The sequence below is a fragment of the Lonepinella sp. MS14434 genome (assembly GCF_042468235.1).
In the GTDB taxonomy this organism is placed as follows: domain Bacteria; phylum Pseudomonadota; class Gammaproteobacteria; order Enterobacterales; family Pasteurellaceae; genus Lonepinella.
The window spans coordinates 1,244,562-1,268,352 of sequence record NZ_CP170386.1; the positions used below are offsets into that span (position 1 = coordinate 1,244,562).

At 40.6% G+C, this 23,791-nt stretch carries 19 protein-coding genes, 1 tRNA gene and 2 rRNA genes; 7 read left to right on the plus strand and 15 right to left on the minus strand.

What is annotated here, in order from left to right; all coding sequences use genetic code 11:
* Positions 1-72 precede the first annotated feature (72 nt).
* From manX to O1Q79_RS06015, 6 genes are all read left to right on the plus strand, one after another.
* Positions 73-1,053, plus strand: a complete 981-nt coding sequence (gene manX / locus O1Q79_RS05990) for a PTS mannose transporter subunit IIAB (protein ID WP_386690852.1) — start codon at positions 73-75, stop codon at positions 1,051-1,053.
* A gap of 10 nt (positions 1,054-1,063) precedes the next feature.
* Positions 1,064-1,864, plus strand: a complete 801-nt coding sequence (locus O1Q79_RS05995) for a PTS mannose/fructose/sorbose transporter subunit IIC (protein ID WP_386690854.1) — start codon at positions 1,064-1,066, stop codon at positions 1,862-1,864.
* 13 nt (positions 1,865-1,877) lie between these two features.
* A complete protein-coding gene (locus O1Q79_RS06000) occupies positions 1,878-2,714 on the plus strand; it encodes a PTS mannose transporter subunit IID (RefSeq protein ID WP_386690857.1) in 837 nt (278 codons plus the stop codon).
* A gap of 50 nt (positions 2,715-2,764) precedes the next feature.
* A complete protein-coding gene (locus O1Q79_RS06005) occupies positions 2,765-3,238 on the plus strand; it encodes a DUF986 family protein (protein WP_386690859.1) in 474 nt (157 codons plus the stop codon).
* Complete coding sequence (manA, locus tag O1Q79_RS06010; protein WP_386690862.1) at positions 3,235-4,428, plus strand: mannose-6-phosphate isomerase, class I; 1,194 nt, start codon at positions 3,235-3,237, stop codon at positions 4,426-4,428. Before O1Q79_RS06005 ends, manA begins: the two co-directional genes overlap by 4 nt.
* A 330-nt stretch (positions 4,429-4,758) precedes the next feature.
* The gene (locus O1Q79_RS06015) at positions 4,759-5,499 is read left to right on the plus strand and encodes an HAD-IIB family hydrolase (RefSeq protein ID WP_386690865.1); all 741 of its coding nucleotides are present in this window, start codon (positions 4,759-4,761) and stop codon (positions 5,497-5,499) included.
* 29 nt (positions 5,500-5,528) lie between these two features.
* On the opposite strand, the gene iscX is transcribed toward O1Q79_RS06015, so the two are convergent.
* From iscX to trmJ, 9 genes are all read right to left on the minus strand, one after another.
* Complete coding sequence (iscX, locus tag O1Q79_RS06020; RefSeq protein WP_132302903.1) at positions 5,529-5,723, minus strand: Fe-S cluster assembly protein IscX; 195 nt, start codon at positions 5,721-5,723, stop codon at positions 5,529-5,531.
* The gene (gene fdx, locus O1Q79_RS06025; RefSeq protein ID WP_132302902.1) at positions 5,723-6,064 is read right to left on the minus strand and encodes an ISC system 2Fe-2S type ferredoxin; all 342 of its coding nucleotides are present in this window, start codon (positions 6,062-6,064) and stop codon (positions 5,723-5,725) included. Before fdx ends, iscX begins: the two co-directional genes overlap by 1 nt.
* A 31-nt stretch (positions 6,065-6,095) precedes the next feature.
* On the minus strand, positions 6,096-7,943 hold the full coding sequence (gene hscA, locus O1Q79_RS06030) for a Fe-S protein assembly chaperone HscA (protein ID WP_386690869.1): 1,848 nt from the start codon (positions 7,941-7,943) through the stop codon (positions 6,096-6,098).
* Positions 7,944-7,970: 27 nt separating this feature from the next.
* Positions 7,971-8,486 carry a Fe-S protein assembly co-chaperone HscB gene (gene hscB / locus O1Q79_RS06035; RefSeq protein WP_386690872.1) on the minus strand — a complete coding sequence of 172 codons (516 nt, stop codon included), beginning with the start codon at positions 8,484-8,486 and terminating at the stop codon, positions 7,971-7,973.
* Positions 8,487-8,509: 23 nt separating this feature from the next.
* Positions 8,510-8,833 carry an iron-sulfur cluster assembly protein IscA gene (iscA, locus tag O1Q79_RS06040; protein ID WP_386690875.1) on the minus strand — a complete coding sequence of 108 codons (324 nt, stop codon included), beginning with the start codon at positions 8,831-8,833 and terminating at the stop codon, positions 8,510-8,512.
* 50 nt (positions 8,834-8,883) lie between these two features.
* The gene (iscU, locus tag O1Q79_RS06045; protein ID WP_132302898.1) at positions 8,884-9,267 is read right to left on the minus strand and encodes a Fe-S cluster assembly scaffold IscU; all 384 of its coding nucleotides are present in this window, start codon (positions 9,265-9,267) and stop codon (positions 8,884-8,886) included.
* Between the two features lie 21 nt (positions 9,268-9,288).
* A complete protein-coding gene (locus O1Q79_RS06050; RefSeq protein ID WP_386690878.1) occupies positions 9,289-10,503 on the minus strand; it encodes an IscS subfamily cysteine desulfurase in 1,215 nt (404 codons plus the stop codon).
* Between the two features lie 33 nt (positions 10,504-10,536).
* Positions 10,537-11,001: a Fe-S cluster assembly transcriptional regulator IscR gene (iscR, locus tag O1Q79_RS06055; RefSeq protein WP_386690881.1), complete on the minus strand. Its 465-nt coding sequence runs from the start codon at positions 10,999-11,001 to the stop codon at positions 10,537-10,539.
* A gap of 64 nt (positions 11,002-11,065) precedes the next feature.
* On the minus strand, positions 11,066-11,815 hold the full coding sequence (trmJ, locus tag O1Q79_RS06060) for a tRNA (cytosine(32)/uridine(32)-2'-O)-methyltransferase TrmJ (protein ID WP_386690884.1): 750 nt from the start codon (positions 11,813-11,815) through the stop codon (positions 11,066-11,068).
* A 188-nt stretch (positions 11,816-12,003) separates the two neighbouring features.
* Here trmJ and suhB point away from each other — a divergent pair, with 188 nt between their 5' ends.
* Positions 12,004-12,807 (plus strand): inositol-1-monophosphatase, encoded by an 804-nt coding sequence (gene suhB / locus O1Q79_RS06065; RefSeq protein ID WP_386690886.1) that lies wholly within the window; start codon positions 12,004-12,006, stop codon positions 12,805-12,807.
* Between the two features lie 37 nt (positions 12,808-12,844).
* Here suhB and O1Q79_RS06070 read toward each other — a convergent pair whose 3' ends face one another.
* The 6 genes from O1Q79_RS06070 to O1Q79_RS06095 form a co-directional block, all read right to left on the minus strand.
* Positions 12,845-14,620 (minus strand): ATP-binding protein, encoded by a 1,776-nt coding sequence (locus O1Q79_RS06070; RefSeq protein WP_386690889.1) that lies wholly within the window; start codon positions 14,618-14,620, stop codon positions 12,845-12,847.
* A gap of 99 nt (positions 14,621-14,719) precedes the next feature.
* Positions 14,720-18,307 carry a bifunctional proline dehydrogenase/L-glutamate gamma-semialdehyde dehydrogenase PutA gene (putA, locus tag O1Q79_RS06075; RefSeq protein WP_386690892.1) on the minus strand — a complete coding sequence of 1,196 codons (3,588 nt, stop codon included), beginning with the start codon at positions 18,305-18,307 and terminating at the stop codon, positions 14,720-14,722.
* Between the two features lie 87 nt (positions 18,308-18,394).
* Positions 18,395-19,918, minus strand: a complete 1,524-nt coding sequence (gene putP, locus O1Q79_RS06080; protein WP_386687730.1) for a sodium/proline symporter PutP — start codon at positions 19,916-19,918, stop codon at positions 18,395-18,397.
* 325 nt (positions 19,919-20,243) lie between these two features.
* A 5S ribosomal RNA gene (gene rrf, locus O1Q79_RS06085) occupies positions 20,244-20,359 on the minus strand.
* Between the two features lie 156 nt (positions 20,360-20,515).
* A 23S ribosomal RNA gene (locus tag O1Q79_RS06090) occupies positions 20,516-23,411 on the minus strand.
* A gap of 201 nt (positions 23,412-23,612) precedes the next feature.
* Positions 23,613-23,688 (minus strand) — tRNA-Glu (locus tag O1Q79_RS06095).
* Between the last annotated feature and the right edge of the window lie 103 nt (positions 23,689-23,791).

The following is a 23,791-nucleotide window of genomic DNA, read 5'->3' on the forward strand; positions in this document are numbered from 1 at the left end:
CTGAAACGTGTAAACTATATCTGATTCATATTAAAATACGCCACCTTAATTTTAAAACCAAAGGAGTCAACTATGACTATTGCAATTATTATTGCAACTCACGGTGTAGCGGCAAATCAATTGCTGAAAACCACCGAAATGCTGATTGGTGAGCAAGAAAACGTGGCAACGATTGATTTCGTGCCGGGTGAAAATGCGGAAACCATTATGGGTAAATATCAAGAAAAACTTACCAATGAATTAGCGCATTGCGATCAAGTGCTCTTTCTTGTAGATACTTGGGGCGGTAGTCCATTTAATGCGGCAAACCGAGTGGCAAACGATCAAAACAATATGAACGTCATCACAGGTGTAAATGTGCCAATGCTTGTTGAGACCTTTATGGCTCGTGATGATAATCCAAGCCTTGAAGAACTCACTGCCATTGCGCTTGAAACCGGTCGTACTGGTGTACGTGCATTACGTTTTGATGAACCAGAAGAAAAATCGGTTCCAGTTTCTCCAGCCGCCCCTGCTAAACCCACTGAACCCTCTGTCGTTGTACCAAATGCAGAAGGTCATTTAGTCATTGGTCTAGCTCGTATCGACGACCGTTTAATTCACGGGCAAGTTGCCACTCGCTGGACCAAAGAAAGTCGAGTCACTCGCATTGTAGTTGTCAATGACGATGTTGCTAAAGACAACGTACGTTCAACCATGCTAAAAAGTGTAGCACCTCCAGGGGTAACCGCTCATGTCGTTCCAGTGGATAAAATGATTCGTGTATATAACAACCCTGAATATGCTGGCGAGCGTATGATGTTGTTATTCACCAATCCAACGGATGTACAACGTTTATCCGATGCAGGTGTTGAGTTTAAATCTATCAATATCGGCGGGATTTCTTACAAAGAAGGTAAGAAAATGGTTACCAGTGCCGTTGCCGTCAACGAAGAAGATATTGCAGCTTTCAAAGCCCTTGATGCCAAAGGTATTGAGCTTGATGTGCGTAAAGTGTCCAACGATAGCCGTCAATATATGATGGATCTATTAAAGAAAAATAACTTAATCTAAGGAAATTATTATGGAAATTTCTACCTTACAAGTCGTTCTGGTATTCCTTGTTGCCTGTGTTTCAGGTATGGGATCGATTCTTGATGAATTTCAAACTCATCGTCCGTTAATCGCTTGTACCTTAATTGGTTTAGTATTAGGCGATATGAAAACAGGGATCATCATTGGTGGTTCACTTGAATTATTAGCCTTAGGCTGGATGAATATCGGTGCAGCACTTGCTCCAGATGCAGCGCTTGCTTCTGTGGTGTCAACTATCTTGGTTATTGTGGGTGGGCAAGAAATCCCAACAGCGATTGCTCTTGCGATTCCATTAGCAGCAGCCGGTCAAGTGTTAACCTATGTAGTGCGTGCAATCACTGTGGCATTTCAACACGCAGCGGACAAATCTATTGCGGATGGCAATCTTAACCGTTTAGACTGGATTCACTGCTCTGCTTTATTATTACAAGCTATGCGTATTGCAATTCCTGCCTTAATTGTCGCACTAACTGCCGGTACAGATACCGTTCAAGAAATGTTAAATGCGATTCCTGAAGTCGTCACAAGTGGTTTAAAAATTGCAGGCGGTATTATTGCAGTAGTAGGTTATGCCATGGTTATCAATATGATGCGTGCAGGTCACTTAATGCCATTCTTCTATGCTGGTTTTGTGGTAGCCGCATTCACTGACTTTAACCTTGTAGCATTAGGTATTCTTGGCGCCATTATGGCAGCACTTTATATTCAACTTCACCCTAAATACAATCAATCAAAACAAGTGGTGCAAGTCGTAGCAAATAACAACGATCTGGATAACAGATTAGATTAATGGGGTAATAAAAATGACAACTGAAATCAAAAAAGTAACCCAAAGTGATTTAAATTCCGTGGTATTACGTTCAAATCTATTCCAAGGTTCATGGAACTTTGAACGCATGCAAGCCCTAGGTTTTGCCTATTCAATGGTGCCTGTGATTAAACGTTTATATCCAGATCCAAATTCACAAGAACGCAAAGACGCCATTAAACGTCACCTTGAATTCTTTAACACACAACCATTCGTGGCGGCACCAGTATTAGGTGTGACCATTGCGATGGAAGAACAACGTGCTAATGGTAAAGAAATTGATGATGCGGCAATCAACGGTATCAAAGTGGGTCTAATGGGACCTTTAGCTGGTGTAGGTGACCCGATTTATTGGGGGACTGCTCGTCCAGTATTTGCAGCTCTTGGTGCAGGTATTGCATTAACCGGTAGTATTTTAGGACCTTTATTATTCTTTATTCTATTTAACCTTGTACGTTTAGGTACGCGTTATTATGGCGTGACTTACGGCTATAAGAAAGGATTAGATGTAGTACAAGATATGAGTGGTGGTTTATTACAAAAGCTGACCGAAGGAGCATCTATTCTCGGCTTGTTTATTATGGGAGCGTTAGTACAAAAATGGACCAGTATTAACGTGCCATTAGTGGTATCTACCATTCAAAAACAAGACGGAACAACGGAAATTACCACGGTACAAAGTATCTTAGACAGCTTAATGCCGGGTTTATTACCATTACTATTTACCTTCGCTTGTATGTGGTTACTACGTAACCGTGTAAACGCCCTTTGGATTATTATCGGTATCTTTGTTATCGGTATCTTAGGTGCGGCAACAGGTATCCTTGCTTAACTTTTTTATTCATATCGTTCCCCTTCACATCAAGGGGAACGTTTTTTATTATGACTAATACTATTTTAATTCTCTGTATTCTCGCTTTTTTCACCTATGCCTTTTACGAACAATTCGGACTAGATAAGCGCCAAGGCAAAACCCTACTCAAAGTGCGGTTAAAAAAACGGACAAAATTAGATAGTCTGATTTTTGTGGCATTAATTGGTATTATCATTTGGCAAACCGAAGGAAAAATTGCACCCGATACCTTGTATTTACTCACTTTTTTAATTCTTTTAAGCCTGTATATAGCATTTTTTCGTTCTCCCATGCTGATACTCAAACCTAACGGTTTTTTCTTTGAGAATTTTTTTATTGAATTTGCTAAAATACAACAAATTAATTTAGCCGATGATTTCAAATTAGTCTTTGATTTAACCAACGGCAAACGTCTTGTAGCACAGTTAACCGAACAATCAGATGTAGAAAAAGTTGTACAATTTTTTGGTGGCTACAAACAAGAACAACAGGATAAAAAATGACCACACTTTATAAATTGACTGGCACCCTACAGCAATATACTTGGGGGGGAAAAGACTACATTCCAAATCTTATCGGATTTACTGCACAAAAAGATCAACTCTATGCCGAGTGGTGGCTCGGAGCACACCCGTCGTCCCCATCAACAATTAAAGTTGACGATGAAACCATGCCTTTAAATCAATTTTTAAGCCAAAATCCCACCGCACTTGGTCAACAAAGTCGTTCAATTTTTGGTGATGAACTACCCTACTTATTGAAAATCTTAGATGTTAAACAGCCGTTATCTATTCAATTACACCCAACAAAACAACAAGCCGAAATCGGGTTTGTGGAAGAAAATGTGCGGGGTATTGATTTAACAGATCCCAAACGAACTTATAAAGACAAGAATCACAAACCAGAAATGATGATTGCTTTATCAGACTTCTGGTTGTTACACGGTTTCAAACCCAAAACAGAAATTTTAAAAACATTGCGTGAACGTTCATCTTTGCAAACCTTAGCAAATCAGCTAGAAACACAGGATTTACACCATTTCTATTCAGATATTATGCAAGCAAATCAAACGCAATTAGCCAGTTGGTTATTGCCAATTTTTGAACATAATCGACTTGAGGACTTATCCCCTGAAAATCCTGATTACTGGGTCTTGTATAGCCAAAAAGAAATGAACATTTCATTAGCGCAATTAGATGCCGGCTTAATGTGTTTCTATTTATTCAATATTGTGCAAATCAAACAAGGACAAGGTATTTTTCAAGATGCCGGTATTCCACACGCTTATTTGCGTGGACAAAATATTGAATTAATGGCATGTTCAGATAATGTCATTCGTGGTGGTTTAACATCTAAACATGTGGATATTGATGAATTATTAAAAGTGATTGATTGTCGTGAAGTGATTCCTGAATTAATCAAGGCAGCCCCACCAGATAATGGTTCATTTACCTATACTACGCCAGCTAAAGACTTTGCACTAGAAAATGTACGTTATGATGATACAGCCCAAATCAACGGAAAAGCAGAAAGTGCGACTATTTTATTGGTCATGCAAGGGTGTCTGAAAATTAGTGATAAAAACACCGCACTTGAATTAAAACAAGGTGAATCTGCGTTCATTTGTGCAGATACGGCATATCAAATTTCTGGACGTCAAGTAGGTTATTGCGTTTTAGCAAAATTACCGTAAGAACAAAAATCTCTTCCCCCAAAAGTTAGTAGCTAATCTAACTTTTGGGTGAGCAATTTTCTATAAATACAATTCTCTTCTCTAAAGTTTTTCTAATACACTCAAAATACCATGACAATACGGCTTATCAAGACAATGTCCATAAGTATGAATAGTGTTTTTATCCAGATCACTGCAAATTAATTTATTTACCGACACAGGGATAGGAAATTCTATTGAGAAACTATTTTTTGAGAAAACCATTTATCACCTCGTAATATTTTATTATAAATACCATTTATGATAGACTAAAAATCGTTAAAATAATTACCACGATTTAAAGGATTAACAATGAAAATATTCGTTTTTGATATTGATGGTACTATATCAAAAAATGGTCTAAAAGTCAGTGACGAAATTTGTGATGCCATGGCGCATCTATTAGTAAAGCACCGGGTTATTTTTGCGTCCGCAAGACCTATTCGCGATATGTTACCTATGTTAAACCGTAAAATTACCGAACATAGTAATACCATTTTAGTGGGTTGTAATGGTGGTATGGCATATCAACAAGGAAATTTTATCTTGACTAAATTTCTCGAGAAACCCTATGTTGAAAATTGTTTACTTCGCTTAAAAGCACTGAATTTACCTTATGTACTTGATGGCAAATGGGCTTTTTCCTTATCCGAAAAAGAACATAATTTTCATCATTATATCAGTTCATTAAGCCATGCTCGCCTAGATGAAGTAGATTTATTGCATGATGGTGTGAGTAAAATCCTAGTTTTACTTGATAAGGCTAATCAAGAAATTTATACACAGTTTAATCGCGATAACATTAGTTTCCATATTCATAAAAAAGAAAACTTTTTTGACATCACGCCGCACGGGAATAATAAATACAATACCCTTAAACAGCTAATCGGTAAGCAAAAATATGTGGCTTTTGGCAATGATTTTAACGATTTTCTTATGTTAAAAAACGCTAAAACTTCCGTTTATTTAGGTGATAAACAAGAGATTGAAACAGATTATTATTTAGACGATGTAGATTTAGTGGGAGAATTTCTTTATCAGCATTTTCTCTAATAAAAAGTCGCCTTAGGGCGACTTTTTATTTATTCATACTCATCTAGCCAACACAACAAAATACTTTCTAAGATCTTCTCATTGCTGGCTTCAGGGTCATCATCAAAATCTTCTAAATCACAAACCCATTGGTGCATATCAGTGAAACGTACCGTTTTGGGATCTAAATCAGGATCGCGATCATATAAAGCTTCGGCGATTAATTGAGTGTCCGTCCATTTCATCAGTGAGCCGCCTCATTTGCATGGTTCAAGTTATATTTTGGAATTTCTACCACTAAATCTTCATCACCCACAATACATTGGCAAGACAAGCGACTTTCGATCTCTAAGCCCCAAGCTTTATCTAGCATATCTTCTTCTTGATCCGAGCTTTCATTTAAACTGTCATAACCCTCACGGATCACCACATGACAAGTGGTACAAGCACAAGAACCATCACAAGCATGGTGAATTTCCACCCCCGCATCGTGAGCTAAATCTAATAGATTATCTCCCTTTTTCGCTTCCACCACCATACCTTCAGGGCAAAATTCTTCGTGGGGTAAAAACACAACTTTTGGCATATTTTCTTTCCTATTTTATAAATTCGTTAAACTATAGATTCTCGACCGATTGCCCTTTTAAGGCTTTTTGAATGGATTTATTCATTCGGCGAGCAGCAAATTCTTGAGTAGCTTGATCTAAATCTTTAATCCCTTGCTTAATCGCTAAGGTATCTGTACCTTGCTGTAAATTATCTAAGGAAACTAAGGCTTTTTTCACCGCACTTAGTTCTGCCTCATTGAGTAAATCTTGATCATCATCTAATGCCGTTAATACTGCTTCAATTACTCGGCGAGCTTCTACACGTTGCTCGGCTAACAAACGAGCATCAATGTCTTGTTTGGCATTTTCCATTGATGATTTAAGCATATTAGTAATCTCATCATCTGTTAAGCCGTAGGATGGTTTCACTTGGATAGACGATTGTACGCCAGTAGATTTTTCCATTGCTGTCACGCTTAACAAACCGTCTGCATCCACTTGATAAGTTACTCGAATATGTGCCGCTCCGGCTGACATTGGAGGAATGCCCCGTAAAGTAAAACGAGCCAACGAACGGCAATCCTCCACCATTTCACGTTCACCTTGCACAATATGCACTGACATAGCGGTCTGACCATCTTTAAAAGTGGTAAATTCTTGGGCTCGAGCCACGGGAATCGTGGTATTGCGTGGGATAATTTTTTCCACCAAGCCGCCCATAGTTTCAATACCTAAAGAAAGCGGAATCACATCAAGCAATAACATATCGGAATCAGGCTTATTTCCCACTAAAATATCCGCTTGTATCGCAGCACCTAAAGCAACTACTTTATCAGGATCAATAGATGTTAATGGCGTTCTACCAAAAAATTCGCCCACTTGCTCACGTACAAATGGCACACGAGTTGAACCTCCCACCATCACCACTTCACGCACATCTTCCACCCCAATATTCGCATCTTTTAACGCACGACGACAAGCCATCAATGAGCGTTTGACCAAGGATTGAATTAGCTGATTAAATGTCGTTCGAGTCAATTCACCGTGCCATTTTTTAAAGTTCACCGTAACCGTTTCGCTCTCACTTAATGCTACCTTTAACTTGTTGGCTAACCCAATCAATTCACGTTGCTGCTGAGCATTTTCAGGTTGCTGACCTGACTGATTGACGATCCATTCGGTAATAAAATGATCGAAATCATCCCCACCTAATGCGGTATCCCCCCCCGTTGCCAACACTTCAAACACACCTCTGGATAAGCGTAAAATAGAAATATCAAAGGTGCCACCACCTAAATCATAAACTGCGATTACACCCTCTTGTTCACTATCCAAACCATAAGCAATCGCTGCGGCGGTAGGTTCATTCAACAAACGCAATACGTTCAAACCTGCTAATGTTGCTGCATCTTTGGTACTTTGGCGTTGAGCATCATCAAAATAAGCTGGGACAGTAATCACCGTACCAGACAACTCACCCCCTAAACGTTGCTCTGCAAGTGCGGTTAATTTTTTTAGAATTTCGCTAGAGACTTCAACCGGACTCACATTACCTTGTCTGGTATGAATCAACGGCAAACCATTTTCAGTTTGATTAAACTGATAAGGCAAATTTAAATAACGCTGTTGTACATCCGACAAACTTCGCCCAATTAATCGTTTCACTGAAATAATCGTATTTTGCGGATCAAGGCTGGCTAATGCACTTGCTTTATCGCCCACCAACACGCCATTTTCTGCATAATGCACAATGGATGGCGTCAAGGCTTGTTCTTGTTCATCTAATAAAATAGTCGCCTGCCCACTACGCACGGTGGCAACTAATGAATTAGTTGTCCCTAAATCAATCCCCACCGCCAATTTGTGTTGATGCGGTGCAGCAGTTTGCCCCGGTTCTGCGATTTGTAATAATGCCATTGTTTATCTTCTTTTATTTTTATCTCATTAAAATAGCTTTTCTTCTACCATTTCAATCTGTTCAATCAATTTTTTGACAAAACGTAATTTATCAGCGATTACCTGTGCCACTGACCAGTTACTTTGGGTTAATTCAGTTTTTAGTTGATTTAATAACGTTTCTTGCTCTGCCTCAATGTCGGAACGAAATTCATCAAGTGCAGTATCAGCTTTGTTAGTTTCGATCTCTTCTAATTGCTCACGCCATTGTAATTGCTGCATTAAAAAAGCCATATCTTGGGTGCTTTTTTGCTCCAAATCCTGTACTTCACCTGTATGAATTTGAATAATAGCTTCCGCTCGCAAAATCGGATCTTTTAGGGTTTTTAAGGCATCATTAATTTCTGCCGATTGTTGCATTGCCAAACGCTGATCTTGAGTGGATTGAGTAGCGAAATTATCAGGGTGAAATTGTTTTTGTAACTGCAAAAAACGTTCAGACAACAATGTCTGATCGATCTCAAATTGTACTGGTAACTTAAATAGAGAAAATGGATTTGTCATAACTATGTTCATCACAGGTTTAATTATACGTTAAAACTTTCGCCACAACCACATTGATCTTTAACATTCGGGTTGTTGAATTTAAAACCTTCGTTCAATCCTTCTTTAACAAAATCTAACTCTGTACCATCCAAATATACAAGACTTTTGGCATCCACAATGATTTTTACGCCATCTTGTTCAAATACCTTATCATCTTCGTTTAAAGTATCGACAAATTCTAATACATAAGCTAAACCTGAACAGCCAGATGTCTTAATACCTAAGCGTAATCCCACACCTTTACCACGGTTTTGTAAAAAAGTTCTGACACGACCAACTGCACTTTCAGTGAGAGTTACTGCCATTTTATGCTCCTAATTCTTCGGGCGGATATAAGTCTCCGCCCTATAATTAATTATTTTGCTTGTTTTGCTTTATAATCTGCAATCGCTGCTTTGATGGCATCTTCCGCTAAAATTGAGCAATGCACTTTTACCGGTGGTAACTCTAACTCTTCTGCAATTTGACTATTTTTAATGGCTCCTGCTTCATCTAAAGATTTACCTTTTACCCATTCAGTAATTAGTGAGCTAGATGCAATCGCCGAACCACAACCATAGGTTTTAAATTTGGCATCTTCAATAATGCCACTATCATTCACCTTGATTTGTAACTGCATAACGTCACCACAAGCCGGTGCGCCCACCATGCCAGTTCCCACATCAGTGGCTTTTTTATCCATTGCACCCACATTACGTGGATTTTCATAATGATCTAATAATTTGTCGCTGTATGCCATTTTCTTATTCCTTCTAAAAAATTAATGAGCCGTCCACTCAATCGTGTTTAAATCAATGCCTTCTTTAAATAAATCCCAAAGTGGTGATAAATCTCTTAATTTTTGCACCGCACCTTGCATTAGGCTAATGGTGTAGTCAATTTCTTCTTCAGTCGTATAACGACCTAAGGTGAAACGAATCGAGCTGTGGGCCAATTCATCATTCAAACCTAAAGAACGTAACACATACGACGGCTCAAGACTAGCAGATGTACAAGCAGAACCAGATGAAACTGCAATGTCGCGTAATGCCATCATTAGGCTTTCACCTTCTACATAGTTAAAACTAATGTTTAGGTTGTTATCTAAACGGTGTTCCATTGAGCCGTTTACATAGGTTTCTTCAATGTCTTTTAAGCCATTGTATAAGCGGTCACGCAGTGCTTTTAAGCGTGGCATTTCAGTTGCCATTTCTTCTTTACAAATACGGTAGGCTTCACCCATTCCTGCAATTTGATGCACAGGCAAAGTGCCTGAACGCATACCCCGTTCGTGACCACCACCATGAATAATGGCTTCTAAGCGAATACGTGGTTTACGGCGAACATACAATGCCCCAATCCCTTTTGGTCCATATAACTTATGGCTAGACATTGAAAGCAAATCTACCGGTAATTCAGCTAAATTAATCGCCACTTTACCCACGCTCTGAGTCGCATCGGTATGAAAAATTACTTTATTCGCACGGCAAATTTCACCGATGGCTTTAATATCTTGAATGACCCCGATTTCATTGTTAGCGTGCATAATCGACACCAGAATGGTATCAGGACGAATCGCTGCTTTTAATGTATCAAGATCGATTAAACCATCAGTTTTTGGCTCTAAATAAGTTACTTCAAAGCCTTCACGCTCAAGCTGGCGACAAGTATCTAACACCGCTTTATGTTCGGTTTTGCAGGTGATAATATGTTTGCCTTTGGTTTGATAAAAATGAGCCGCTCCTTTAATCGCAAGGTTATCCGACTCTGTCGCTCCTGAGGTAAACACGATTTCACGGCTATCTGCTCCGATCAAATCGGCGATTTGATTACGAGCAATATCCACCGCTTCTTCTGCTTGCCAACCAAATTTGTGCGAACGAGATGCTGGGTTACCAAAGTTGCCATCAATGGTTAAAAATTCCATCATTTTTTTCGCTACACGTTCATCCACTGGACAAGTTGCTGCATAGTCCAAATAAATCGGTAATTTCATTAAATTCACTCCTAAAAATATGTTGTTTATAGCCTAGCTATTTACGACCAAAAGGTTATTAAAATCTTGATGTGATTGATGAGTACACTGCTTTGCACTCTGTTTATTGACCAATTCCGCCAAGGTAATTTGATCTAAAAAGCTCTCAATACGATGACTTAATTCATCCCACAAGGAATGGGTTAAACATTCATGCCCATCTTGGCAATTGCCCTTGCCAAGACATTTTGTGACGGTAATATTTTCATTCACCGCTGAAATAATCATTCCAATAGAAATTTTATCTGTGGGTAACCCAAGCTGATAGCCACCGCCCGGTCCTCGCACACTCCGCACTAGACCGTGCCGGCGTAATTTGGCGAAAAGCTGCTCCAAATAAGAAAGAGAAATGCTCTGTCGCTCGGAAATATCCGATAACGTCACAGGATTATTCTCGCCATTCAGGGCAATATCCAAAATGGCAGTAACTGCATAACGTCCTTTTGAAGTCAGTTTCATCTTTCTTTCTCTTTGTTTAAAATCAATAGTAATAGTTTACTTAACCAAGTAAAATAGTCAACTATTATTCCTTATGAAAATCTAGGTGTTTTTCCACTGCAGTTAACATGCCACGTAAAATATTTAACTCATTTTGCTCCACCGCCGCGCGCTGATATAAGCGTCTTAATTTCTGCATAACCCCTTGATTTTGAATAAAACCTAAAGATTGATAAAGGCGTTCCGTATGTTCAAAAAAGTATTCTAATTGTTGTGCAGTAGCCAAAAGTGCGGTGTTTTTAACGGTATTTTCTATAGCAACAACAGGCATTTCCTGTGCTGTTTGCGACAAAAATGCCATTCGTAATTCATAACACACCAACTGTACTGCCATAGCTAAATTTAGCGAAGAATAATCGGGATTCGCTGGAATGGTTAAATGATAACGACATTTTAATAGCTCATCATTGGTTAAGCCCACTCGCTCGCGTCCGAAAATAATTGCTACTTTTTCACCGCACTTTGCCGCTTGCATGGTAATTTCACCGCATTGGCGAGGTTCAATTAAACTATTCTGCAAATGACGAAGTCTGGCGCTGGTGCCAATCAACAAAGAACAATCGCCCACCGCTTGCTCAAAACGCTCAACCACCACCGCATTTTTCACCACATCTCCCGCCCCAGCGGACAATGCTATCGCCTGTTCATCAATACCTTGTTTCGGCGAAACCAAATACAACTCACTCAAGCCCATGGTTTTCATCGCCCGAGCAGCCGAGCCGATATTGCCAGAATGAGAAGTTTCGATTAAAACAATGCGGATATTGTCTAACATAATATTTATTATCAAATTAAAATTTGATGGCTATTTTAGCACAATATCCATATAATTTAGTAGGTTTTATAAAAAATTTTTAATACTAGAAAATAGTTGAAAAAGTCACTATAATGCACCGCAGTTTAAGGCAAAATGTAAAATACCGTTTGCCGTTGTTCTTTTCACAATCTCTAATGGATATTCTTATGAACCCAATGTTAAATATCGCAATTCGTGCTGCACGAAAAGCAGGCAATATCATCGCAAAAAGTTACGAAAACCGTGCGGATATTGAAACCCAAATTAAAGGCAACTATGACTATGTGACAAACGTAGATAAAGCTGCTGAAGCCGCAGTTATTGAAACCATTCGTGCCTCTTACCCTGATCACAGCATTATCACCGAAGAATCAGGTGTGTTAAATGGTAACAACCGTGATACACAATGGGTTATCGATCCATTAGACGGTACCACTAACTTTATCAAAAGTTTCCCACAATTTGCTGTTTCTATCGCTATTCGTGTCAAAGGTCGCACCGAAGTAGGCGTAGTTTATGATCCGATCAAAAATGAATTATTCACCGCAGTACGTGGTGAAGGGGCGAAATTAAACGATATCCGTTTACGTATTGCCGACCGCCGTGATATCAAAGGCACCGTGTTAGCCACTGGCTTCCCATTTAAACAGCCTAAATTAATGCCCGTACAAATGGCAATAATGAACGCTTTAATCACCGATGTCGCTGATTTCCGCCGTGCAGGATCTGCTGCTTTAGATTTATGTTACACCGCTGCAGGACGTGTTGATGGCTTTTTTGAAATGGGCTTAAAACCTTGGGACTGTGCCGCAGGTGAATTAATGGTACGTGAAGCAGGTGGCTTAGTTTGCGATTTCAATGCAGGACATAACTATTTGAAAGACGGACATATTATCGCCGCTCACCCAAGAGTAGTGAAAGAAATTTTGAATAAAATTCAGCCTTGTTTGGGAGAAGAGTTTAAGGGGTAATCATTTTATTTAATTGAAGGGGTACAAGCCCCTTTAATTATTTAGCTAACCACTGACTAACCAAATCTAAACTGATTTTTGTCAACTCTTCTATCTGCTCCACCCAATGCTCAAGCTGTTCGTTCCACTCTGGCAACTCTACCTGTTGCATTAAATTTGCCACATTTTGCACAGATTGCATGGCTAAACTGGCGGCTGCCCCTTTTAATTTATGAGCGGTTTCAGCTAATTGCTGTTTGGTGATGTTACCTTTCAAATACTCTTGATAGGCTTTAGCAACATCTAAATCCCCGCCGTTGATTTCCTGTTTAAATAAACGAATATTTTCTGCATAGAGATCTTTACCGATAAATTCCAATAATTCTGCTAGAATTTCAGGATTAAAATAATCAACTAAATCATCGGGGATCACTGGATTCACACTCATCTTTGAATGATTCACCACCGTTTCATTTTCACCAAAATACGTATTTAAGCAAGCAGTTAATTCATTAACTAACAATGGTTTACGCAATACATCATCCATGCCCTGACGTTGATATTCTGCTTTGTCTTGCATCACATTGGCGGTCAACGCAATCAATGGCGGAAGATAATCATAGCGATCATTTTGATAGCCGTCACGTAAATAATGAGCAATTTCAAAGCCTGTCATATCGGGGAGTTGAATGTCTAATAACAATAAATCATAGCTGTTATGTTCAAAGGCTTGAATCGCGTCTTTACCCGACATTGCCACATCTACCCGATGCCCTAATTTCTCTAACAGCGTTTTCGCTACGGTAATATTGAGCTGAATATCTTCCACCAATAAAATTTGCAAATTTTGCACCGCACTTTTTTCTATTGGTTTCTCTTGTTTTTCAATAGATTCTGCTTGAATAGTCAGCGTAAAAGTTGTTCCTTTGCCCAATTCGCTAGCGACCGTTAAATCACCGTGCATTAAATGGGCAATATTTTTTGAAATAGCTAACCCAATACCACTGCCAGCGGATTTTTTACCACTGTCTGCCACTTGATAGTACATGGTAAAGATTTTCTCTAACTCTTGGCTGGGAATACCTTGTCCAGTATCGCTAATTGCAAAGCTATATTGATTATTAGATATTTTTCTAACTTCTAGGACAATTACACCTTTTTCGGTGAATTTCACTGCATTACTCAGCAAATTCCATAACACTTGGCTTAGGCGAGTTTGGTCTAATTGCAAAAAGTGCGGTAGATTTTCATTGAGTTTCATTTGAAATTGCAGACCTTTTTCACTTGCTAACAAGATCGCTATATTTTGTATATCGGTTAAAAAACTATAAAAATCCGTTTCACGATAACATAGCTCAAGATTGTGACTATCAATTTTCTCTAAATCAATAATATCATTAAAAATATGTCCTAAAGACACCGCACTTATACTAATCGTATTCAAATAATTACGCTGTTGTTGATTTAATGGGGTGTCCTGCAACATTTGACTGAGTCCCAAAATACCATTTAACGGTGTGCGGAGTTCATGGCTAATGATCGCCAATAGAATGCTTTTATCTTGAATGGATTTTGCCAATGCTAAACGAGAACGTTCAAGGCGATCCACTAACAAAGTGAAAAAATAAATAACGAAGGGGGCTGAGATAAGCCCGAAAATAATAGCATAAGCCAAACTCTGCCAATCAATTCTCCCCACGACCAACAGGCTTAACACAATATGAGTCAGCAATGCAAAGACAGCAACAATTAAAAAACCAAGAATAGAAAATTTTAGCCGACCGAGTTTGACAACCCAATCAATGTATTTTTGTGTGAAGTGATTAACGTTCATAAATTATCTCATTAAGAATTTTTGTTTATCTTAACAAAATTTCATGAAATAAGGGGCAAATTTGTGATTTGCCCCCATTTTTATTTTACCAATGACCTGTTAATCCATTGCCGCCATTAAACTGGCATTTCCTCCCATTGCAGCAGTGTTAATGCTCACCGATTTTTCGTGCATTAACGGTAATAAAGATTGGGCTAACGCTAAGTTTTCCACAAAGGTCATAATCGCCCCGTTACGTTCCGAATAATGGGCTTTATCCGCTTGAGAAAGTGGATTTAACACAATAAGTTGGCTGAGATGATCAAGGCTATTGAAGTCATTGACCACAGACACAAATTGACGCAATGTATTGGCGTGTTGAGCGAGTGGTGAATTAGCACTTACCACACCACGGCTACCTGCGGCAACAATCGCTGTTAATGCCAACACTTGTTGGAATAACGCACCGTCACCAATGGCGATGTCGCCACGTGGTTCAAACCGTAAGAAATTATTTTCACCTGTCACGCCGTGCATTTGGTGAATTTTGCCTAACGGTGAGCTTGCACTCAAGGTTTGCAAAGATTGTTGAGCTTGAGCCAATTCATCACCCGTCAATACCTGATTAAGTGCGGTGGAAAATTCGCTAATATTTGGAGTAATCCCTTCGGTTAATCCGTCAAAGTTCCATGCCGTACGGTTATTTAAACGTTGTAAGTACAACGCACCGCCCGCTTTTGGTCCCGTGCCAGATAAGCCTTGCCCACCAAATGGTTGCACACCAACGACCGCCCCGACAATATTACGGTTGGCATATAAGTTACCTGCTTGAATGCCCTGCTCCCATTCACGTTGAGTTTGATCGATACGGCTATGTAAACCACAAGTCAAACCAAAGCCTGTGGAATTAATTTCTCTAATCACATCGTCTAATTTCTCTGCGTCATAACGAATGACGTGTAATACTGGACCAAACACTTCGTGTTTTAATTGATTAATATTGTCAATTTCGAGCAAGGTTGGGGCGACAAAAATGCCGTTCTCTACCACATCTTTGGCAATCGGTACTTGATAATAAGATTTGGCTTGTTTTTTCATGACTTCAATATGATCAAGTAAGCGTTGTTGAGCCACTTTGTCAATAACAGGTCCCACATCAGTAGTAAGCTGTGCTGGGTTGCCTACCACTAATTCCGCCATTGCACCTTTAATTAATTCAAGCAAATGATCCGCATTATCTTTTTGTAAATAAAGCACACGTAAAGCAGAACAACGTTGACCTGCTGAGTCAAAGGCGGAGTTCAATACATCAATAGTAACTTGTTCACCTAAAGCGGAACTATCAACAATCATGGCATTTTGACCGCCCGTTTCTGCAATGAGTGGAATCAAGCTACCGTGTTTTTGGATATTGCTATTAATACGTTTAGCGGTATCGGTTGAACCTGTGAAAATTACGCCATTAACACGCTCATCAGTGGTTAGACTTTCACCGATGGTTTTACCTGAACCCGTTAATAATTGTAACGCTTCTTTTGGAATACCTGCTTGATGGAATAAATTCACCGCAAAATACGCCATTAAAGAGGTTTGTTCTGCGGGTTTGGCTAATACCACGTTACCTGCCACTAAGGCGGAAGACACTTCACCAATAAAAATCGCTAATGGGAAGTTCCACGGACTGATGGCTACCACCACACCACGTGGATCCTTAAAGCTAGCTGGATTGGCTCGCACTTGACCAGCATAATAACGGCAGAAATCCACCGCTTCACGCACTTCGGCAATGGCATTATTGAGGGTTTTACCTGCTTCTCGCACGGCTAAATCAAAGAGTTCTGGCAAATGTTGTTCCATTAAATCTGCCATTTTCTCTAATTTTTCTGACCGCACTTCTGGTGCGGTATTCGCCCATTGTTGTTTAAAATTCACTGCTGTTGTGAACGCTGTATTCACATCTTGCTCGTTGGCATCGATCACTTGACCTACAATTTGGCTTTGCACCGCTGGATTGTAAACTGTGCGAGAACTATTTCCTGTCACTTCACCGACAATTAACGGTTTCGCTTGATATTGTTTATCACTTAATTCGTTAAGCTGAGTTTGTAGCTGTTGTAAGGAAATCGCATCGGTTAGATCATAACCTTTTGAATTACGGCGTTCACCGTAAATATTCACCGGTAACGGTACTTTCGGGTGAGCCGTACCTTGGGTTTCTTTCGCTTTATTCACAGGATCTTCCGCCAAGCTATCAACGCTAAAATGTTCATCGACAATTTGGTTCACGAAAGAACTGTTTGAACCGTTTTCTAATAAACGGCGAACGAGATAAGCCAACAAGGTTTGATAGGAACCAACTGGTGCATAAATACGGCATTGTACATTCAGATTTTCCTTGCCAACCACTTGTTCATATAGGGTTTCACCCATGCCGTGCAGGCATTGAAATTCAAAGTGTTTATCTTTAGCAAGATGATAAACTGTCGCTAAAGTTTGTGCATTGTGCGTGGCAAATTGCGGATAAATCACATCTTGTGCAGACAATAATTTTTTCGCACAGGTGATATAGTTGATGTCGGAATGCACTTTACGGGTAAATACAGGATAATCCGTTGCCCCTTCCGCTTGGGCTAATTTGACTTCACTATCCCAATATGCCCCTTTTACTAGACGGATCATTAATTTACGATTATTGGCTCGAGCTTGAGCAATAATATGATCGATGACACGACTACAACGTTTTTGGTAGGCTTGCACCACAAAGCCAATGCCGTGGAAACCCTCTAAATCGGGATCAGCAATTAAGCGGTCAAGTAAATCAAGGGATAATTCAAGGCGAGCGGCTTCTTCCGCATCAATATTCAAGCCAATATCATATTTTTTGGCTAATAAAAATAATTCTTTGAGTTTCGGATAAAGTTCATCAATTACCCGTTGATGTTGGCTTAAACTATAACGGGGGTGAATAGCGGAAAGTTTGACGGAAACCCCTGAAGATTTATAAACGCCTAAGCCTTTTGATGTTTCCCCCACGGCACGAATGGAATTCACATAATCATTGTAATAACGATCCGCATCCTTTTGGGTTAAGGCGGTTTCACCTAACATATCGTAGCTATAACGGAAGCCTTTCTCAAAACGTTTTTCACCATTTTTAATCGCTGCATCAATGGTTTCCCCCGTCACAAATTGTTTACCTAATAAACGCATGCCTACATTCATACCTTGACGAATCAATGGCTCGCCACCTTTGCTAATTAATTTGGATAAGGCACTGGATAATTCTTTATCACTGTGGGATACAATTTTTTGTGCCACAATCAATCCCCATGCAGCGGAGTTAACAAATAAAGAGGGGCTATTGCCTAAGTGAGCTTTCCAATCGCCATGCACAAGTTTATCGTGAATCAGTTTATCTGCAGTGGTTTTATCTGGAATCCGCAATAAGGCTTCCGACAAGCACATTAAAGCAATCCCTTCCGCACTAGAAAGGGAAAATTCGTGCATTAACGCATCCACCCCACTGGCTTTTTTGCGATCGGCTCGTACTTTGCTGACTAACTTTTTACACAGTTCAGCAATAGATTGAGATTGCTCGCTCATATCCGCTTTTTCAATTAGCTCCGCCACAATTTTTTGTTCGGGAATGCGATAAAATTCGCTTAATATCGGACGGATTGTTGTTTTAGGTAAAATCTCGTAACTCATAGATAACCTTCTTTTTAATATTTTCACTGAGTAAAGCGGTTGTAAAAACAACCGCACCTTTATAAAAGTAGTTCGCTAATAAACAAACTAGATGTATTTTTTCACACCTTGCATCTCTTTGTGATAAGCCTTTTCCGCTTTATCAAAGGTTTCTGCAATTTCTGCTTTCGGGGCTGGCGTAATTAAAGAAACGACCAAAATGGCAATCGTCGCACAGATAAAGCCAGGAATCATTTCATATATTCCACTGTTTGGTACAAGCGTATTCCAGAACACCACGACCAATGCCCCCGTGATCATGCCTGCCATTGCACCTGCTGCATTCATGCGTTTCCAATAAAGCGATAACAATACCACAGGTCCAAAGGCACAACCAAAACCAGCCCAAGCATAAGATACTAAGCCAAGCACTTTACTGTTTGGATCCTGTGCTAAAACAATAGCTAAGATAGCAATCAATAGCACCATCATACGACCCAACCAGACAAGTTCTTTTTGACTGGCGTTCGGACGTAAGAAACCTTTATAAAAGTCTTCGGTAATGGCACTTGAGCAAATCAATAATTGACAGCTTAGGGTACTCATTACTGCCGCAAGAATAGCCGAAAGCAAAATACCTGCAATCCAAGGATTAAACAGTAAACGAGAAAGTTCAATAAAAACCTGTTCGTGATTTGCATTCACCAGTGTCGCTTTATCTGGATTGGCAAAGAAATATGCTTGTCCCCAGAAACCGATACTTACTGCACCAATCAAACAGATAAACATCCACGTCATACTGATACAACGAGCTTTAGGTACGGATTTTACCGAATCCGCCGCCATAAACCGTGCCAAGATATGTGGTTGACCGAAGTAACCTAATCCCCATGCCGATAAACTCAATAAGCCAATAAATGTGGTACCATTAAACATATCGGTAAAATCTCTGCCAGCCGCTTCACCAGCTTGAGCTAAAGCTTCAAAAGTCGGTTCAAAACCACCTAATTGCGTTAAAATAAAAATAGGCGTAAGAAATAAGGCAAAAAACATTAAGCTCGCTTGAATGGTATCTGTCCAGCTAACGGCTAAAAACCCCCCGATAAAGGTGTAAGCAATTGTTGCTAACGCCCCGAGCCAAAGTGCGGTTTCATAAGGCACGCCAAATAAATTTTCAAATAAACGAGCCCCAGCAACCACGCCTGATGCACAGTAAATAGCGAAGAAGAATAGGATAATTGTGGCTGAAACAATTTTTAATACTTTAGTCTTATCGCCGAAACGATGATGAAAATAATCTGGTAATGTCAAAGCATTCTTATTAAATTCTGTATGCATACGTAATTTACCAGCGACAAATAACCAGTTTAAATACGCCCCTATGGTTAAACCGATAGCAATCCAACTTTCCACAAGCCCTGCTGCATAAACTGCACCAGGCAATCCCATTAACAGCCAACCTGACATATCAGATGCACCAGCTGAAAGTCCTGTCACAAAACTACCTAAACTACGTCCCCCAAGAATGTAGTCTGATAAATTATTTGTAAATCGATAGGCAATAAGCCCTATTGATACCATTCCGACAATATAGATCAGAAAGGTTGTTGTGGTAGGATCAAGACCAAACATAGCATATTCCTCTTAATTAAAGATAAATTCGTATTGTAGAATACTCTACTGCCATTTATAGAAACCTTGTTAAAATACATTTTCTAAAATAGAAAAAGCATTCTATTTATAAGGTTTTTTCAGTATATTCTAATTCAGAATATCATGTTACATTTTTATAACAAAATTGTGACGTAGTTAACACTTTTTCTAATAAATTTTATACAAATAGAAAAATCCACAATAAAAAATAAGAAAAATGGCTAAATCCTATTCAACATAGAATATAGCCATTTAAAAAAAACAAAACCCCAGCTACTCACGTAACTGGGGTTTCTAATTTTGAACCTGATGGCGACCTACTCTCACATTGGGAAACCCAACACTACCATCGGCATTACAGCATTTCACTTCTGAGTTCGGCATGGGTTCAGGTGGCGCTACTGCATTATGACCATCAGGATTATTCCTTTGATGATTGGGCCTTTTAAATCACGACCCTACTTATTTTTTAGTCTTCTTCTAAAATTTGAAACAAGCTGTCTGTTCGATTTTCTTTTGTCTGTACTGCTTTATTTAGTTCTTAGCTTAATCCACCCAAAAACACTTGAGCGTTGTATAGTTAAGTCTCTCGGGCAATTAGTATAACTTAGCTCAACGGCTCACACCGCTTACACATGTTACCTATCTACGTCGTAGTCTTCAACAACCCTTACACCCTTATAGGGTGGGAGAACTCATCTCTTGGCAAGTTTCGTGCTTAGATGCTTTCAGCACTTATCTCTTCCGCATGTAGCTACCCAGCAATGCGTCTGGCGACACAACTGGAACACCAGGGATGCGTCCACTCCGGTCCTCTCGTACTAGGAGCAGCCCCAACCAATTCTCCTACGCCCACGGCAGATAGGGACCGAACTGTCTCACGACGTTCTAAACCCAGCTCGCGTACCACTTTAAATGGCGAACAGCCATACCCTTGGGACCTACTTCAGCCCCAGGATGTGATGAGCCGACATCGAGGTGCCAAACACCGCCGTCGATATGAACTCTTGGGCGGTATCAGCCTGTTATCCCCGGAGTACCTTTTATCCGTTGAGCGATGGCCCTTCCATTCAGAACCACCGGATCACTATGACCTACTTTCGTACCTGCTCGACTTGTCCGTCTCGCAGTTAAGCTTGCTTTTACCATTGCACTAACCTGACGATGTCCGACCGTCATTAGCAAACCTTCGTGCTCCTCCGTTACTCTTTGGGAGGAGACCGCCCCAGTCAAACTACCCACCAGACACTGTCCGAATACGCGTTTCACATACTTCGTTAGAACATCAAACGTTAAAGGGTGGTATTTCAAGGTCGTCTCCACTCAAACTGGCGTTTAAGTTTCTCTGACTCCCACCTATCCTACACATCAAAATTCAAGGTTCAGTGTCAAGCTATAGTAAAGGTTCACGGGGTCTTTCCGTCTAGCCGCGGGTACACCGCATCTTCACGGCGATTTCAATTTCACTGAGTCTCGGGTGGAGACAGCCTGGCCATCATTATGCCATTCGTGCAGGTCGGAACTTACCCGACAAGGAATTTCGCTACCTTAGGACCGTTATAGTTACGGCCGCCGTTTACTGGGGCTTCGATCAGGTGCTTCTCTTGCGATTACACCATCAATTAACCTTCCAGCACCGGGCAGGCATCACACCCTATACGTCCACTTTCGTGTTTGCAGAGTGCTGTGTTTTTAATAAACAGTTGCAGCCAGCTGGTATCTTCGACCGGTTCAACCTTCATCTGTAAAAGACTACAATCTACGCCGGCGCACCTTCTCCCGAAGTTACGGTGCTATTTTGCCTAGTTCCTTCACCCGAGTTCTCTCAAGCGCCTGAGTATTCTCTACCTGACCACCTGTGTCGGTTTTCAGTACGGTTTAGATAAACCTGAAGCTTAGTGGCTTTTCCTGGAAGTGTGGTATCAACAACTTCGCTCCCTTAGGAGCTCGTCATCACGCCTTAGTGTTGAATGGGAAACCGGATTTGCCTAGTTTCCCCACCTACACGCTTAAACAGCCATCCAATAGGCTGCTTGCCTAACCTTCTCCGTCCCCACATCGCAATTTATCCAAGTACGGGAATATTAACCCGTTTCCCATCGACTACGCTTTTCAGCCTCGCCTTAGGGGCCGACTCACCCTGCCCCGATTAACGTTGGACAGGAACCCTTGGTCTTCCGGCGAACGAGTTTTTCACTCGTTTTATCGTTACTTATGTCAGCATTCGCACTTGTGATACGTCCAGCAAACTTCTCAATTCACCTTCTTCCGCTTACACAACGCTCCCCTACCCAACAAGATTACTCTTGATGCCGCAGCTTCGGTGACTAGTTTTAGCCCCGTTACATCTTCCGCGCAGGCCGACTCGACTAGTGAGCTATTACGCTTTCTTTAAATGATGGCTGCTTCTAAGCCAACATCCTAGCTGTCTAAGCCTTCCCACTTCGTTTCCCACTTAACTAGTACTTTGGGACCTTAGCTGGCGGTCTGGGTTGTTTCCCTCTTCACGATGGACGTTAGCACCCACCGTGTGTCTCCTATGCACTACTCTTCGGTATTCGCAGTTTGCATCGGGTTGGTAATCCGGGATGGACCCCTAGCCGAAACAGTGCTCTACCCCCGAAGGTATTCACATAAGGCTCTACCTAAATAGATTTCGGGGAGAACCAGCTATCTCCCGGTTTGATTGGCCTTTCACCCCCAGCCACAAGTCATCCGCTAATTTTTCAACATTAGTCGGTTCGGTCCTCCAGTTAGTGTTACCCAACCTTCAACCTGCCCATGGCTAGATCACCGGGTTTCGGGTCTATACCTTGCAACTCACCGCCCAGTTAAGACTCGGTTTCCCTTCGGCTCCCTTATTCAGTTAACCTCGCTACAAAATATAAGTCGCTGACCCATTATACAAAAGGTACGCAGTCACCCTTGCGGGCTCCCACTGCTTGTACGTACACGGTTTCAGGTTCTATTTCACTCCCCTCGCTGGGGTTCTTTTCGCCTTTCCTTCACAGTACTGGTTCACTATCGGTCAATCAGGAGTATTTAGCCTTAGAGGATGGTCCCCCTATCTTCAGACAGAATTTCTCGTGTTCCGCCCTACTTCTTGTTAGCTTAGTACCACAATATAACTTTCAGATACGGGACTATCACCCTGTGTCGTTGAACTTCCCAGTTCATTCTCTTAGTTTTATCGCTATTACTAACGGCTCCTCCGCTTTCGCTCGCCGCTACTCACAGAATCTCGGTTGATTTCTTTTCCTCGGGGTACTTAGATGTTTCAGTTCTCCCGGTTTGCTTCGTTATTCTATGTATTCAAATAACGATGCTAGATTCTTCATCTAGCGGGTTTCCCCATTCGGATATCTTGGATTAAACGCCTCTTATCAACTCATCCAAGCTTTTCGCAGATTAGCACGTCCTTCTTCGCCTCTGATTGCCTAGGCATCCACCGTGTACGCTTAGTCTCTTAACTATACAACCTCAAATGTTTTTTTAGAACAATTGATATTGCGTTTCAACTAAACACTTGACTGCTTTTGTTCAGTCAAGATTTTTTCTTCTACTCAGACTTTCTTGTGTTAATTCACTTTCGTCAATTAACCCGAAAATCTCTCAGTTTTCAGCTTGTTTCCAATTTTTTAAAGAACAGTAAGATAAATAAATCATCTTTAATTGGCGTCCCCACGGGGATTCGAACCCCGGTTACCGCCGTGAAAGGGCGATGTCCTAGGCCTCTAGACGATGGGGACAACAGGTAAAGAGTATCTATTGTCTTTTCTTTCGCACTTCCTTTTTCATGTTGCTCGACCTAGTAAGCAGTCAAAAGTGCGGTCTTTTTTCTTTCTTTTCTAC